Annotated in this window: 10 protein-coding genes; 7 read left to right on the top strand and 3 right to left on the bottom strand. The window is 48.9% G+C overall.

Annotated elements, in window-relative coordinates; genetic code table 11:
• Nucleotides 1-81: 81 nt before the first annotated feature.
• Entirely contained in the window at nucleotides 82-981 is a 900-nt protein-coding gene (locus tag OLMES_RS24125; RefSeq protein WP_157678536.1) for a hypothetical protein, read from the bottom strand.
• A gap of 242 nt (nucleotides 982-1,223) precedes the next feature.
• Here OLMES_RS24125 and OLMES_RS24120 point away from each other — a divergent pair, with 242 nt between their 5' ends.
• The 7 genes from OLMES_RS24120 to OLMES_RS24090 all read left to right on the top strand — a co-directional run bounded on the left by OLMES_RS24120 (nucleotide 1,224) and on the right by OLMES_RS24090 (nucleotide 14,650).
• Nucleotides 1,224-3,215 (top strand): DNA topoisomerase III, encoded by a 1,992-nt coding sequence (locus OLMES_RS24120; protein ID WP_087463599.1) that lies wholly within the window; start codon nucleotides 1,224-1,226, stop codon nucleotides 3,213-3,215.
• A 176-nt stretch (nucleotides 3,216-3,391) separates the two neighbouring features.
• Entirely contained in the window at nucleotides 3,392-4,147 is a 756-nt protein-coding gene (locus tag OLMES_RS24115) for a M48 family metallopeptidase (protein ID WP_087463598.1), read from the top strand.
• A 249-nt stretch (nucleotides 4,148-4,396) separates the two neighbouring features.
• Complete coding sequence (locus OLMES_RS24110) at nucleotides 4,397-5,095, top strand: ankyrin repeat domain-containing protein (RefSeq protein WP_157678533.1); 699 nt, start codon at nucleotides 4,397-4,399, stop codon at nucleotides 5,093-5,095.
• 225 nt (nucleotides 5,096-5,320) lie between these two features.
• A complete protein-coding gene (locus OLMES_RS24105; protein WP_087463596.1) occupies nucleotides 5,321-6,229 on the top strand; it encodes a DUF2914 domain-containing protein in 909 nt (302 codons plus the stop codon).
• Nucleotides 6,230-6,483: 254 nt separating this feature from the next.
• Nucleotides 6,484-10,023 carry a serine/threonine protein kinase gene (locus tag OLMES_RS24100; protein WP_087463595.1) on the top strand — a complete coding sequence of 1,180 codons (3,540 nt, stop codon included), beginning with the start codon at nucleotides 6,484-6,486 and terminating at the stop codon, nucleotides 10,021-10,023.
• Nucleotides 10,024-10,145: 122 nt separating this feature from the next.
• Nucleotides 10,146-11,105 (top strand): hypothetical protein, encoded by a 960-nt coding sequence (locus OLMES_RS24095; RefSeq protein ID WP_087463594.1) that lies wholly within the window; start codon nucleotides 10,146-10,148, stop codon nucleotides 11,103-11,105.
• A 365-nt stretch (nucleotides 11,106-11,470) separates the two neighbouring features.
• On the top strand, nucleotides 11,471-14,650 hold the full coding sequence (locus OLMES_RS24090) for a serine/threonine-protein kinase (protein ID WP_157678530.1): 3,180 nt from the start codon (nucleotides 11,471-11,473) through the stop codon (nucleotides 14,648-14,650).
• Nucleotides 14,651-14,734: 84 nt separating this feature from the next.
• Here OLMES_RS24090 and OLMES_RS24085 read toward each other — a convergent pair whose 3' ends face one another.
• A complete protein-coding gene (locus OLMES_RS24085) occupies nucleotides 14,735-14,992 on the bottom strand; it encodes a hypothetical protein (RefSeq protein WP_087463592.1) in 258 nt (85 codons plus the stop codon).
• Nucleotides 14,993-15,019: 27 nt separating this feature from the next.
• On the bottom strand, nucleotides 15,020-15,748 hold the full coding sequence (locus OLMES_RS24080) for a PP2C family protein-serine/threonine phosphatase (RefSeq protein ID WP_087463591.1): 729 nt from the start codon (nucleotides 15,746-15,748) through the stop codon (nucleotides 15,020-15,022).
• Nucleotides 15,749-15,750 lie beyond the last annotated feature (2 nt).

Raw genomic sequence — 15,750 nt, 5'->3', positions numbered from 1 at the left:
TGCCGATTAATTTGGGCTGACTTCAATTGAGGCGTGTGGGTCGGCACTGTAGCACAATATCCTTTGAGCGTTAATGCACAATTACTGCCCTTTTTGTTGTTTCCGGACGTCTTTCCATTTCACGTCCATCGGGGAGTTCAGCCATTCATTGACGCTGTCGAGCAGGCCGTGTTTCCGGTTGCTTTCTGACGTCTCATCCTCAGTAACTTCCGGTACTGGCAGGGGGACTTCTTCGGGCTCTTCTGCGGTTTGGTTTAAATCGATGCGGTCAAAGGCCATGGGCAGAGAGGCAACTGATTTGCCTGATTCGATATGATTGATGTTACATTCGACCCCGGTCAGCATGCTGGACAGTCTGTCTTTGAGGTCTGGTATTCGGGAATAGGATTTGATCAAACCTTTTAATTCGATTTGCAACTCTTTCATATCCTTGAGCAGTTTGGCTTTGTAGATACGCTCTTGAATGCGCAACTTGCTGATATAGTTCTTTAAGGTATTGACGGGAATGTCAATTTCGAAACCCTGAACCTGTTCGCCACGTTCACAGAGCAGTACCCGGTAAGCCAATACCAGCTTCACCCGTCGTTTGAACTCCTCAACCCGCTGATGAGACAGCACGTCATCGGGGGGGATATCCTTTGCAATATAGGGCTCGGCATCATGTTTCAGGTTGATAAAATAGTACACGTCATCCCTGATTTTGTTTTCCAATGTCTCCAGTCTGAATTCGACATCGTCAGAGGATAAGGCGCGTTGTTTTTCATCCAGACTATCAAGCAGCTCAAAAGCCTTCTCGGACAGGCTGTCATTGCTGGAAATCGCGATGATGTTGTTGAGACTGGCTGCAAGACGCTGGAAATTGAGAATGAGCCTGGCGATCTCCTCAAGTGCGCTGCGGCGTTCTTCTATGGATTTGACTGCGTCAACACCATTTTGTGTATCGGCCAGGTTTAGTGGACTGTTTTTTTGATCGGCTGTCACTGTTTGCTCCCCCAAAGATAAAACAATGAATCGCATTCAGGGCAAACTGGAGTGTTCTGGTCTCGGTGCCCTTTCCCAATTCATTTTATCGTTTTGGCTAATAAATAAGCATGTTTTTTTGTAACAAATGATTTAAAGCTCAATTTGTCTTATTCTGGATGGCGTAAAGTGTTTGACTCAGTCTATTGATAAACAGTATTTTATACAGTGTTTCTTAACAAGAATTGGGATAATTCAAAATCTTGAGCTTTCAAACCCTCTATATTGCAGAAAAACCCAGTCTGGGGCGGGCGATTGCCGACGTGTTGCCCAAGCCATTGACCCGGAAAGACGGTTATATTCTATCCGGTGATCAGATTTGTGTGAGTTGGTGTATCGGCCACCTGCTCGAGCAAGCCGAGCCGGAAGATTACGACCCTGCCTACAAAAAATGGCAAGCTCAGGACTTGCCGATTATCCCTTCCGAATGGCAACTGAAGCCCAAATCACAAACCCGGAAACAGTTGACTGTATTGAAAAAGCTCATGGCTCAAGCCTCGGTCGTGGTGCATGCTGGTGATCCGGATCGTGAGGGACAACTGCTGGTGGATGAGGTGATCCATTATGTGTTGGGTGGACAAACACAGGGTTTACGCATTCAGCGGTGTTTGATAAGTGACCTGAATCCACCGGCTGTGCGCCGCTCTCTCGCCAGTTTGCGGGATAATCAGCAGTTTATACCGTTGTCGACATCGGCTCTGGCCCGTGCTCGGGCCGATTGGCTGTACGGCATAAACATGACGCGTATCTATACCCTGCAGGGGCAAAAAGTGGGATATCAAGGTGTGCTGTCAGTTGGTCGCGTACAAACGCCGGTGTTGGGGCTGGTGGTGCGTCGGGACCAAGAGATTGAAGCATTTGTTTCCAAGCCTTTTTATGACGTGCTGGCCGAGTTGGAGACGGAATCAGGTGAAATGTTTCGCGCCAAATGGAGCCCTAGTGAAGCCTGCCAGCCTTATATGGATGAAGCTGGACGTGTGTTGTCAAAATCCCTTGCAGAAAATGTGGTACGTCGCATTTCCGGTCAGCCTGGGGTGGTGGAAAAGGTTGAATCCAAACCCCGTAAGACCGAGCCCCCCTTGCCTTATAATCTATCTGCCTTGCAAATTGATGCGGCAAAACGATACGGGCTCAATGCCCAGCGTGTCCTGGACAGCTGTCAGGCGCTTTATGAAAAGCATAAGTTGATCACGTATCCCCGCTCCGATTGCCGTTACCTGCCAGAAGGGCATCATGCTGCGGCGGGTTCGGTGGCTGCGGCGGTGGCCAGCAATATGCCGGTGTTTCAGGCAGTGGTTGATAATGCCCGGTTCGACTTGAAGAATAAGGCCTGGAATGATCGCAAAGTCGAGGCACATCATGCAATCATTCCCACGGCAAAAAAAACGTCGAGCACATCGTTGTCCGAGACAGAGGTCAAAATCTATGGTTTGGTCTGCCGCCACTATTTGCTCCAGTTTTATCCCGCATACCGATATCAGGATACCCGGGCCGAAATTCGGATTAGCGGTGGACTGTTTATCGCTTCAGCACAAACACCCATTGCGATGGGCTGGAAAGACGTTGCGAATTGTCTGGATGCAAAGCTAGCCAGAGACCTCTCTGATAAAAAGGCACATCTCGCTCATACAACAACCCTGCCACCGTTAAAACCGGATCAATCGCTGCATTGTCAACGGGGTGTATTACTGGAAAAACAGACGCAACCACCGGCTCACTTTACCGATGCGACATTGCTGGCGGCAATGACCGGGATATCTCGTTTTGTGAAGGCCATTGAGATTCGCAAAATATTGAAGGAAACCGATGGGCTTGGAACCGAAGCAACCCGGGCGGGAATAATCGAATTGCTATTCAAGCGTGGATTCCTCAAACGGGAGGGCAAAAAAATACTGGCGACACCGGTGGGTCGTGGCTTGATTGCAAGTCTGCCGGCCCAGGCAACACTGCCGGATATGACGGCCCATTGGGAAGCTCAATTAAACGAAATCAGCCAGCGATCATTAAAGTATGACCAGTTTATGGGCCCATTACAGGTTTCATTAGCGGATTTGATTGGTCAGGCGGTGCAACATTTACCTGAATCCCTCCGTGGGGTATCCGGGCCAAAGCAGACCTCTCGCTGGAATAAGCGGCGAACATCCGCTTCGGGCAGAAAAGCGAAATCGCGACCTAATGCTCAGACCCAGACTTGATTTTTTGTCCAGAGCGACGTTTTTATCCAGACCGACACGCCGAATCGTGGCCCGGCTAAAATGAGTAGTGCAGTGTAAACGCGGTTTGCTAGAATGGCCGAGCGGGAGGGCTCATGTTCGTGAGCGAGTGGCTCCTGATGGTTCTCAACCTCCAAAATTCAGAAAGGTATTTCTCTATGCAGGTAAAAAAATTACTTCCCCTGGTTCTGGCTTCGGCGTTTGTGTCTGGTTGCGCAACGGATGGCAGTTTTGATCTGAATCAGGCAGTAAGTGTTGGGGCCGGCGTGGCTCAGGCCGCGACCTTGAGTGAAGATGAAGTAAAATTGACGGCTACCAAAGCCGCAGCCCAGCTGGATGCCGAGAGTAACGTCGTGCCAGCGAACAACGCCTATATGCAGCGCTTGGCCAAAATTGTGAAGGGATTGGAGCATTACGATGGGTTGGCTCTGAATTTCAAGGTCTACCAAGCCGATAGCATTAATGCATTTGCCATGGCGGATGGTACGGTGCGGGTGCACTCAGCGCTGTTGGATGCCATGCCGGATGATCAGGTTCTGGCGGTTATCGGGCATGAAATTGGCCATGTTAAGTTACGACACAGCTTCAAGCAAATGCGCGAACAATTGTTAACCAGCTCGGCCTTTCAAGCCGCGGCTTCGACGAGTGGTTACATTGCCTCGTTAACCAATTCTCAATTAGGGCAAATCGCTTATAAAGCGGTCAATGCGCAATTTTCGCAATCCGATGAGTTGGAGTCGGATGAATATGCGGTTCGATTGCTGAACGCATTGGGCAAGGATCCTTATGCCATGAAGCGCGCGATCGAAACGCTTCAGAAAAACTATGGTTCAGGTGGTGGATTCCTGAGTTCTCACCCTTCTAACGATGCTCGTATCGAGCGAATTGTTACAGCAATCAAAAAGAATAAATAAGTCAATTCGGAAAGTTTGCAGGTTATGTGAAGCTTTCACTTTTAAGTGATGTGAATTTGATTAAAAATTAGTAATGATCACCCGGGCGGGTTCCGGGGTGATCGTGCTGCTTAAAAAATTACAACTATAACCGGTGGGAATGGATACTGATTCCCACTTTAGGTCCGGGTATGTAATCTGTTTTCAGACCTAGGAATTGAAATTATGCCGAACACAATAGAATTTTTCAGTGAACCAAGGAATTGGGTGATGAACCAAAGCAAATTATTAGCGGTTGGCGTTATGGTCGGAGCCATAGCATTGACCGGGTGTGAATCCACGCCAACTCAGACCCAGAACGTCTCTCCAATACTGCAACAGGCCAGCGCCGACGCACCGACACTCATGATGCAGGCGGCATCGAATGGCGACATCGAACAAATTAAAAAACTGATTGAATCTGGCCATGGAGTCAATGTTGAAACACCGCAGGGCACAGCGTTGTCCTGGGCCTTGAATCAGAATCGTATCGGTGCGGCGCAATATTTACTGAGTATCGGTGCTGATCCCAATCTTGGTGTTAAAAAAGGCGGCGAGTCTCTGCTGATGAAGATGGCCGAGAAAGGCGAAACCCAATTGGTGAAGTGGTTGCTGGCCGCAGGATCGGATGTTAACTATCTGGACACGAACGGTGACTCTGCATTATCGCGCGCAGCATATGAAGGCCACCTTACGACCGTAAAGGCACTGCTCAAAGTGGGAGCGAATGTCAACACAGCCCCCCGTGGTGAGTCGCTTTTAATGCATATTGTAAACAATAATGATCTGTTGATTGCCCAGGTATTGATCAATGCCGGTGCAGACGTAAATTATATCGATGACGCTGGGCGTTCCGCCCTACAAATTGCCCGGGAGAAAGGGTTCGGGGATCTGGAAATGTTGCTGATGCAATCCGGTGCGACCTCCTGAGTTATCGGCACATTATATTCTCACGCATTTAGAAGCGCAGAAATTGTTCGGGTGGATACGGCTTAACTGCAAATCCTGAACAATCTGCGCTTTATTTATATTACAGACTTGTAAAATACGGCCAACTCTGAACAATAGGCGAGGGGATTGAAAGGACATCAAATTAAGTTGGAATTAAAGCTTGTAATCGAGCTTGTGTTAAAAAAGAGTAACCAGGATTAAACCATGGCAAAACTCGTTATCAAAATAAATAACCTCAACGGCTTGCCTGACGATTTAGACTACTCCAAATATGAAGAGGATCAAATATTATGGGGTAGAATTGTGGGGGTTGCACTATTCGGTCTGGTTCTGCTGATTGCGCTATTGGCAGGAATCTGGAATGCCTTGACAAGTGAGCAGGAGGTTGTGGCTGGTGAACTGGCCAGTACAGTTCACCCGGCACAAGATAGTCAACTCGCACAGAATAGCCTGCAGGTCAATACTGTGCCTGGCAAAGCGGGATTTGACTCAATAGCCTCCCAACCCGTCGTAATTTCTCAGGTAGACAACAAACCGAATGTTGAACACAAATCTAACGTTGTGCACAAATCTAACGTAGAGAATAGGCCAGACGCAGGACACAAAACGAAATCGGCAGAAGTGTTGCCGCAATCAGGCGCTTCTAACCCGTTTGCGTCAGGCGGTGCGCGTAGCCTTCCTGAGTTGAATCAACAGCCACCTGCAGCGGGGCTTCCTGCTTCGCAATCCAATGGGCTTAACGCTCCAGGCAATCCGGTTAAAACACTTATGCCCCAAATTGTCGATGCGCAATTGACTCATACCCTGAATGCGGAAAAAATGCCGGAGCAGGCATTAGGACGCGTCATTCCCATGGGCAGTGAAGGCATTATACGGGTCTACCTCTATACCGATATGAAAGGCCTTCAAGGTGAAACGCTCATTCATAAGTGGTATCGGGACGACAAGCTGATGGCGACTGTTCGCATTCCTGTCGGTGGCGAGCGGTACAAAGCATCGTCAAGCAAATTCATCGATCAATACATGCTGGGAGACTGGCGCGTCATTGTGGTTGATGAGCCGCAAAAAATCCGTTATGCCGAGGCACGATTTTCAGTTTTACCCCAAGGTTGAGCTGCCGTTCACACATAATTATTTCCGGCATTGCTTACGCACTTCAGGCAAAGGGTCTAAACTTACTGGAGTGTCGAGGTATCAGGCTTATAACGTAAGGTTATTCTGGGGACTGTGAGTTAAAGATGAGAAATGCTGCTACTGTATTCTATGTCAAATTGCCCATGTCATCGTTTTTAAAAAGCAGTACACTATGCTGTATGGCAAGTTGTACCGGTCAGGTACTCTAGATAGGGATAACAGGAAGCAGAGAATTGGAATTTCCATCGATACCCGGGTACACCATCGAAAAAATGATTGGCCAAGGCGGTATGGCCAGTGTTTACCTTGCCACGCAGGAGTCCTTCGGTCGTCACGTTGCCTTGAAGGTAATGGCTCAGCATCTGGTTCAGGACGAGTCCTTTGCCAAGCGCTTCCTGCGCGAAGCGAAAATGGTGGCGCGCCTCTCACATCAAAGCATTGTGCCGGTGTTCGATGTTGGCGCGATTGGCAATTATCACTATATTGCCATGGAGCATCTCTCAGGGGGCGACCTCAAACAGAAGATGCGGGCCGGCCTGTCTCTTTTTGATTCCATAGATATTACCAAAGCGATTGCTGCAGGCTTGCACTATGCCGGGTCGAAAGGTCTGGTACACCGGGATATCAAACCGGAAAATATTCTGTTCCGGGAAGATGGCAGTCCGGTCATTTCGGATTTTGGGATCGCACGCAACATGGATTCCAAAACCAATATGACCATGACTGGCGCGGTAATCGGCACCCCTCATTATATGAGCCCGGAACAGGCTGAAGGGTTGGAGGTTGATCCCCGCTGTGACCTGTATAGTCTTGGCATCATTGTGTATGAAATGCTGACCGGTCATGTTCCGTTTACCGGAGACTCGGCCGTCGCGATTGGCATCAAACACATTACCGAAGATCCGGAACTGTTGCCTCAAGATGTTGCGGGTTTTCAGCGTTTTATCGATCAGGCTTTGGCGAAATCCCCTGATGATCGTTTCCAGTCCGGAGAAGAGTTTATTCGGGCACTGGAAGATATTGAGTTTAATCTGTCGGATGCTGGTGGCAGTACAGTTGTCATGTCGGCCACCGATGTTCGTAAAAGTTCCAAAGGTACGACCTCGGCTGCGCGTCGTAGCCGCCAGACCGGGCGTTCACGCACCTCTGCGGCACGCAGTGTTGTGTATCGACGCTCAAGGGATGAAGCCAAAAAACGGGAAAAACGAATTCGCTTTTTGCTGGGCGGAAGTGCTGCGCTGGTTTTCGGTGTCGCTGTCGCGCTCTGGCAGGCGGATGTATTTGTCCCTGGACCTGATATCCCCGAGTTACCTGAACGACCTGTCGATCCTGCACTTGAGCGAAAGTACAAAGCATTGCTCACCCAGGCGGATCAAGCCATTCTTGAAAAGCGTTATTTTAAACCTGTTAATGAAAATGCCCAGTATTACCTGACAACACTGCTGGCATTGTCACCTCAAAATGCGGAAGGTCGCAAAGCCATTTCGCGATTGTTCTCGGTGTACCTCGAAGAGTCCAAAGCCGCGCTCGCAGTTTCAAATCTGGAAGGTGCGTTTGAATATCTGAATCAGGCTTCCCAGATCTCGTTTTATATCAACGATCAAGCGTTGCTTGCGAACTACACAGAGCACCATAAAAATCTGGTCAGCCTCAGACAAAAGGCACTGATTTCCAAGGAGAAAGAAAAGGTTATTGCGGACTTGCTGGTGCAGGCAAAAGCCGCATTTGATGATGGTGCTTTGACTGCGCCAAGCGAGCGAAATGCTTACGATTTATACCAGCAAGTGCTGCTTGAAGACCCCGATAACCAAGTGGCCCAGGCGGGGATTGTGCAAATCGCTGAACGTTTCCTTGCGATGGCGAAAGATAAGGTCAGCGAAAAAGAGTTTGGTTTGGCCAAGGTTTTTGTTGCGGCAGCGGTGCATGTCAAAAGTGACCTGCCAGCAATCACGGAAGTACAGGCACTCGTTGAAACGAAAGAAGAAGAGGAAGCTCGCCGCGTACTGGAGGCGGAGAACGACAAAGTTGCCGAGCGTGAGCAGGCCCGTTTGGCACGGGAAGCTGAATTGAAGCGACAGCGTGAGCAGATCAACGGTTGGTTGAGTCAGGCAAAAGCGGCCACTGAAGCAGGGCGTTTTACCAAGCCCGCAGATAACAGCGCGATTTACTATTACGAAAAAGTTTTGGCCCAAGAACCTGCCAATATCGCGGCATTGCAAGGTAAGGAAAAAGTAGGTCTGAGTATTTTGCAAAATGCCAATGAACTGATTCAGCGGGGTAAGTATGAGGATGCGGAGCGCTTGATTGTCGAGGCTCGGGAAGTCGTCTCCTCGAATATCGAGGTCAGTCGCACTATTCGATTGCTTGAAGAGGCCAGAGGGCAGGCGAAATTAAATGCCTGGCTCGCTGCTGCGGAAAAAGCAATTCGCAGTAACCGTCTGAGTTCGCCGGAAAAAAACAATGCGCTGTTTTATTATGATCAGGTGTTGGCTATAGACCCCAATAATATCGAAGCACAGCGGGGTCGTGAAAACGTTGGGATGCGTTATATCGAGCTCAGTAAAAACGCGATCGACAAAAAGCAGTTCAAAGAAGCCTCCCGATTCCTGGATGTCGCGAGAAATATTACCCGCTCAGAAGTTGAGATCGCGACAACCGAGCGCATGCTGAGTGATGCGCGCGTCAAGTATGAGCTGGATGGGTTGTTGTCCAAAGGTGAGCAAGCACTTTCCCGTGGCCGACTCTCACGCCCTGAGGGGGATAACGCGTTAGCCTATTTCACCGAAGCACTTAGTATTGCGCCTAATAACGCAAGGGCACAGAAAGGTCTTTCAGCCATTGCAGACAAGTATCGGGTATTCATTAATAGTGCCGTAAAACGCAATGAGTTCAAGAAAGCTCAGGAATATATGGAGTCGCTCAAGCTCGTGCAGGCGGACAGTCCTGATATTATTACATTGCAATCGGAAATTGCCGATAAAAAAGCAAAATACGATAACGAACAGGCTCGCCTGGCGAAGATTAGAGCGGAACAACAAGCGAGAGAGAAAGCCCTGGAAGAAAAACGTCTGGCAGAGGCTCGCAAGAAACAGGCTGAACAGATCGCGAAGTTGATGAGTGAAGCCGGATCACTGGAAGCGACCGGACGAAACGACAGCCGTAACCGCAGGCTGGCGGAGATTTATGCAACGGTCTTGAAGTCCGGTGCGAACGCGAAAGCATCTTCAGGGTTAAATAACACGAGTCAGTATGAGGCGGATAAGGCCCGTGCGGCTTTGCGTTCCCGTAATCTCAACGAAGCCGAGAAGCATATCTCAGCGATTGCAAAATACCACTCGAATTTTGCTGATCTTGATAGTCTGCAGCGCGAACTGGCGCAAGCGAAGAGCAAGGGGGCACAAATCAGTCAACTGTTGACTGAAGCGCAAAAATTGATTGATTTACGCTATGAAACACCCGGCGCCTTCGCAAATAATGCAGAGCCGCGCTCGCGCTTAAGCAATGCTTATCGAACAATAGACGAAGCGCGAAGAATGGATGCACGCAATCCCCAGGTCGATTTGACGTTAAAGCGGCTGGAAGAAAAATACACCGTGATTATTTCCATGCTGATGCGTGAAGATAAATTTGACGATGCTCAATCATTCATCAACGATACCCGTGGATACAATTGGAGCGGTGATCGTGCGGTGGATAATTTGTCGCAACAGTTAGTGATTTTAAAGGAAGAGGCGGCCAAACGTTCGGTCCCGAAAGCGCTGGGTGGATTCTAAAATCAGGTTACGAAGCCATCCAGAATCCTCCCAAGCCTGCGCCAGTCTGACGAAGTGCTAAACTTCCTGTTACACAACCTCACCAAACGCTAATCTCCTCAACGATGACAAGGAGCGCCCCAATGAAAAAAACGACGCTGATAACGACAACTTCACTGTGTATGCTAATCGGCTCCCAAGCCGTATCAGCACAAAATATCACCATTATCCCGCAATTAGCAGTCCAGTATAAGAATCTGGATTTTGATCAGAAGATAAAGTTTGGCTTTAAACCGAGTGATGGCTCAGGCACCAGAGAGCGCTTGAATGAGGATTATACGGGCGGATTTGAAGCGCAAATTCCTACCCTTAGCGCCTCGCTTACCGGTTATTACAGCGGCATGTTCGTAACGCTGAAATATGATAGTAATGTTACAGAAACGCAGACAGATTCGACTGTTGGATTCACTAATGGTCCAACGGATGTAGACCGGAGCGATATCAGTTTGACCGTGGGTTACAATATTGTTGATAATTTGAACATCTTTGGCGGATACATGAGAGGTCAGACTGAACTTACCCCTGAGCCCGGTTATGTAGATGATATAGAAGGCTCACAGCAGTTTTATTTAGGGTGCGTTTTCTCTGATGACTCGTCCATACCCTGTACACCACCCGTTTTTTCAAATCTCGCAAAAGATCATGAAATACTTGGGTTGGAGCCTTATAAACAAGAATATGAAGAAAATGGCTGGTTTGTTGGTGCTTCTTACGGGGTGGCTTTAGGTTCTGGGAATTTATCTTTCAGCATCGCTTACGCATTGATGCAGGGGGAGTACCGAGATAATTACCTCCAAGGCGTGGTTGAGGCAGACTCCGTGTTTAAGGGGGATTCCAAAGGGCTCAGTCTTGGCGTTACCTGGCGGGAACAGTTAAGTGACACCACTGGGTATTTCATCGATCTTCGACGCCAGGAATATGATATGGATGCAGACGATGAGAAAGGGTTGCTGGATAATGAGTTTGGCGTTCCGCTATTCGAGAAAACCGAAACTGAAGAGCGAATGACGACCTTGACTGCGGGTTTGCATTGGTATTTCTAAGTTAATCCCACTTTAGATGCTGGTGGAGGCTCTCGCCACCAGCCGTAACGCCTTGTTTGTCATCTCTGAAAAAAAACTGGTCTAATACGGTGTTTACATAAGATAATACGGTTTCGCGTAAGTACTCTGGACGCGGGCCTTGTTTCACGAGTCTGCGTATTCCGTAACATGTACTTAATCTGCTGGTTATCATAGTCGGTCGGCTATAATAGAAAGTTGCAGTCTGCCAGAGGGGTAGTGAGTGTTTTTGCGTGGTCGATTGGGGAAATTGACACGAAAATACTCAATTCTGTGCGATCTGGCTATACCAAACCGGAGTTCTCCGTTTAAAATCACACGATTGAACGAAACACCAAGGACGTATTGTGACAAACTTCCCAGAAATTCCAGGTTATAAAATCGAGAAAGTAATAGGTCAGGGTGGGATGGCGACCGTTTACCTGGCGATACAAGAGAAGTTTGAGCGCCATGTAGCGCTGAAAGTATTATTGGATAATCTGGCCAGAGACGAAAGTTATGCCAAGCGCTTTGAACGGGAAGCGCGTACAGTTGCCCGTTTGTCACACCAGTACATTGTCCCGATTTATGATGTTGGCTGTGTTGGAAAATTGCACTACATGGCCATGGAATACTTGCCCGGTGGTGACTTAAAGCAGAAAATCGAGAAAGGCCTGTCACTGATCGATTCATTACGGATCATGAAGCGGGTTGCCCAGGGGATTCATTATGCGGGCACCAAAAATCTGGTTCACCGCGATATTAAACCGGAAAATATCCTGTTCCGCGAGGACGACAGCCCGGTAATCTCTGATTTCGGCATTTCCCGCCAGGTTGATTCTGCCACAAACATGACCGTTACCGGCACACTGGTGGGGACGCCTCACTACATGAGCCCCGAGCAGGCAGAAGGTGAGGAGATTGACCACCGGTCGGATCTATACAGTCTGGGGGTCATACTTTACGAACTCCTCACCGGTGATGTCCCTTTTACCGGCAATTCCGCGATTACCATCGGCATTAAGCACATCACCCAAAAACCGCCCCAGTTACCGCCTCAGTTCAGAGGCTTCCAGCGTATGCTTGATAAAGCCCTGGCAAAACGCCCACAGGATCGTTATCAAAACGGCCTCGAGTTTGTGCAGGCGTTGGAAATGCTGGAAATGAGCTTGTCCGATGCCGGTTCTCAGACCGTGGTCATGCAGCCGGTAAGTTCTGGGCAAATTAAGCGCACGACACAGCGAACCGGTCAGCGATCTGCACTTCGCACCGGTGGTGCTCGCAGTCGGGTAGCGCCCCCACCCAGCACCATGGATCGCCTGACGGATTTTCTGTTGGATAACAGCAAGGCTTTTGTCTTTGGTGGTCTGGGGCTGATTCTCTGTGTGATCCTCGCGATCTGGTTTTCCCGTGAACCCTCGCCTTACGTCCCGGACAAAGCGGTGGTGCAAAGTGGCATTGATCTCAACAAGCTGGTGGAGAATGCCAATGCTGCATTGCAGGAGAAGCGTTTGTATGCGCCGCCCGAGAACAATGCGCACTATTTTATTGAGACGTTGGCAACCCTGAGCCCGAACAACAGTAAGACCCGGGAATTGTCAGCAGCCCTTTTCACCGTGTATCTGGCAGAGATAGAAACGGCTCTGGCGCAACAGGAACTGGCTAAAGCCACACAATACCTGAATCAGGCCTTGAAGCTGGGCTTATATCTGCCGGATCAAGAATCAAAACAAAAGTTGGCACAAGTACAAAACAAAGTAAATGCATTGCGCCAAAAACAGCTGATTGAAGCGGAAGAACAAGGGGAGAGTGGTCGATTACTGGAAAAGGGTAACGCCGCGTTGTCTAAAGGCGTGTTGATCCCCCCTGTCCAGGATAACGCCTATAGCTATTTTCTACAGGTGCTTGAAAGTGAGCCGGAGAACGAGCAGGCTAGAGCGGGAATTCGTGCAGTAGCTGAAGCCTTGCTTGCCAAAGCGTTGCAGGCTGAGCAACAGGGGCAATCAGATAAAGCCCGTACGGCAGTTGTTTCGGCAACTAAAATGCTGGATTTTGAGGCGGATGATCACCCATTAAAAAAGAAGTTAATGGATTCCTCCGCAAGAATGGGCGTGTCGCAAGCGGAGCAAGAACCCAGCACAGTTGATATGGCGGCGAAGTTGAATGCTGAAAAAAAGCAACAACAGGCCGAACAAATCAAAAACTGGCTGACGTCGGCCACTGAAGCGCTTGCTGCAAGCCAATTGGTTGATCCTCCTGAAGGTAACGCCGCGTATTTTTATTGGCGGGTGTTGGAAGTGGAGCCCGAAAATAAAATCGCGCAAGCGGGTCTGGACAAGGTTGTAGGGCAATTGGTTGAACTGGGTAATGCTGCGTTGCAAAAAAAGGATGACGGTTCGGCAACGCGTTATCTGGAGCAGGCTCGTAATATTGGAGCGAACCCTATTGCGATTGTGCAATTGACAGAAGCGTTAGAGAGCGCCGAGCGTGACCGACAAATCAACAGTTTGGTAAAAAAAGCCGAAAATGCATTAAATAATGGTCGATTGACCAAGCCTGAATCCGATAACGCGCTCAACTATTACCTTGAAACCTTACGATTGCAACCTGAAAACAGCGCGGCATTGGCGGGAATTCAGGCGATAAAAGATAAATATGCCCTGTTTGTAAAAGGGTCATTGAGTCGAAACGATTTCACTCAGGCGCAGGCGTATGTTGACAGCATGCAGGAGCTATTGTCTCGCTGGGCTGATGAACAAAAGGGCAGTAATGCAGACGCGCTCTTCAAATCGCTCCAGAATGAGGTCTCCGATACTGCAGGAGGTGTTGCGACCCAAGCCGAGTCATATCGGCAGACAATCGGTAGGAAAATCGAAGGCTTGGTCAGTGTCGTAAACCGGCTGGAGAAGCGCCCTGCTAATGCGTCGAATAACGCGCAACTCAGGGATTCCTATTTAAAAATTCTCAAGGTTGACCCGCAACACGGTGGAGCGTTGAGTGGTTTGAAAGCGGTGAGTGACTATGAAGCGGAGCAGGCACGGGAAGATATGCGAAACCGGCAATTTACTAAAGCTTTGCAACATATCGCGATTATTGCCAGCACACACGATCAATATGATGCCCTGACTGCACTCCGGTCCGAGTTGGCTGATACTGAGGAAAAGCACAAGCAATCGATTACCTTTATCAATGCTGCGCGCAAGGAAATAGCAAGAGGATTCCAGAAGCCAAGTTTGTTTGGCAGCTACGATGACGAGCGTAAGCGACTGCGCAAAGCATATGATTATGTCGAACAGGCAGTCGGGGTCGACCCAGAACAACCTGCCATCCAGTCAGCATTGCAGCTTCTGGAAAATGAGTATGTATCCACTGTGAGTCGAATGATGGCATCTGGAGATGAACGGGATGCAGCTCGTATCGTATTGGATACCCAGCCGTATCGCTGGTCTCCTGAGCGTTTGATGGAGCTCGCGGATGAGTTGCAACGCCGGGCGGGCAAGTCCGGTGATAATATCTTGTCGAATTTAAAGAGCGCTTTTGGACTCTAAGCTACTGCCTGTAGGCTCTAAGTGATTGTCTGTAGGCTCTAAGTGGTTGTCTTTAGGTTCTAAGTTTTAGCCTTTAGGCGCGACTCATATAAATTCCAACCCGAAAAGTACCAACGCAACGATGGTGATAGACGCAACCAGCGAAATCATCAGAATTTTCTGGAGGGGAAATGCTGAATGGACTGATGCCGCCTTGGCTTTGACACCCCCATTCGCTGTTGGTGCTGTTTCCAGGCGTTCCAGAACCATTTTCCGCTGAGCCCGATACGCATCGAAGGAGAGTTGGCCTTCGTGATATCGGTTGCAAAGGTGTATGAGTTCGGTATTTATCTCATGTGCCACAATGACGGACTCTGAACATTCAATTATTTAATATGATTCTATAACTATAAACGAAAAATTATCTCTTGCCGGAGTTTTGAGGCAAGCATCCGTTAATTTTTCAGAGGCTTTATCTATTTTCTTGTTACTGCAGAGTGCCACCAAGTCTGTTTCGGGGACTTCGTTGTAGAGTCCGTCGGAACAGATGATAAAGCGATCGCCCTTGCGAATATCAAAAGCATTGATATCAATCTCAACTTGTTCATGGGCACCCATGGCTCGGGTTAGTACGTTCCGGAATGCGCTCTTTTCTGCTTGTTCCTGACTAATTACACCTTCATCGACCAAACGTTGCACTTCACTGTGATCTTTCGTGAGTTGGACGAGTGAATCGCCACGGATTCGGTACAGACGAGAATCGCCGACCCAGAGGACAACCCCCAGATTGGCTCGGGCTAACATACAGACCACAGTAGAACCGACTGTCAGACCATTGAGGTTGGACTGGCTGTATTCGATTAGTTCCTGGTTGATTTTTAATAGCGTGTCTTCAACCTGGTCAACATAATCCGAAATGTAGGCTCTGGGTGAGAGCTCTCCCAAGCGGTGCACAATTGTTTGACTGGCAACATCACCTGCCTCATGGCCACCCATACCATCAGCGACGACCCACAAGCCACCCTCGGGTTTGTCCAGCACCGAATCTTCGTTGCATTGTCGGACCTTGCCTACATTTGTGACGGCTACGGATCTCCATGAAAGTGAGGTTTCACCCATAT

Source organism: Oleiphilus messinensis (assembly GCF_002162375.1).
GTDB lineage: Bacteria > Pseudomonadota > Gammaproteobacteria > Pseudomonadales > Oleiphilaceae > Oleiphilus > Oleiphilus messinensis.
This window is presented reverse-complemented; position numbering and strand designations above follow the sequence as displayed.

Excerpts from the sequence above, each read along its gene's own strand:
- OLMES_RS24080 (WP_087463591.1), bottom strand. The coding sequence starts at position 15,748 with ATGGGTGAAACCTCACTTTCATGGAGATCCGTAGCCGTCACAAATGTA.
- OLMES_RS24115 (WP_087463598.1), top strand. The coding sequence starts at position 3,392 with ATGCAGGTAAAAAAATTACTTCCCCTGGTTCTGGCTTCGGCGTTTGTG.
- OLMES_RS24095 (WP_087463594.1), top strand. The coding sequence starts at position 10,146 with ATGAAAAAAACGACGCTGATAACGACAACTTCACTGTGTATGCTAATC.
- OLMES_RS24105 (WP_087463596.1), top strand. The coding sequence starts at position 5,321 with ATGGCAAAACTCGTTATCAAAATAAATAACCTCAACGGCTTGCCTGAC.
- OLMES_RS24110 (WP_157678533.1), top strand. The coding sequence starts at position 4,397 with ATGAACCAAAGCAAATTATTAGCGGTTGGCGTTATGGTCGGAGCCATA.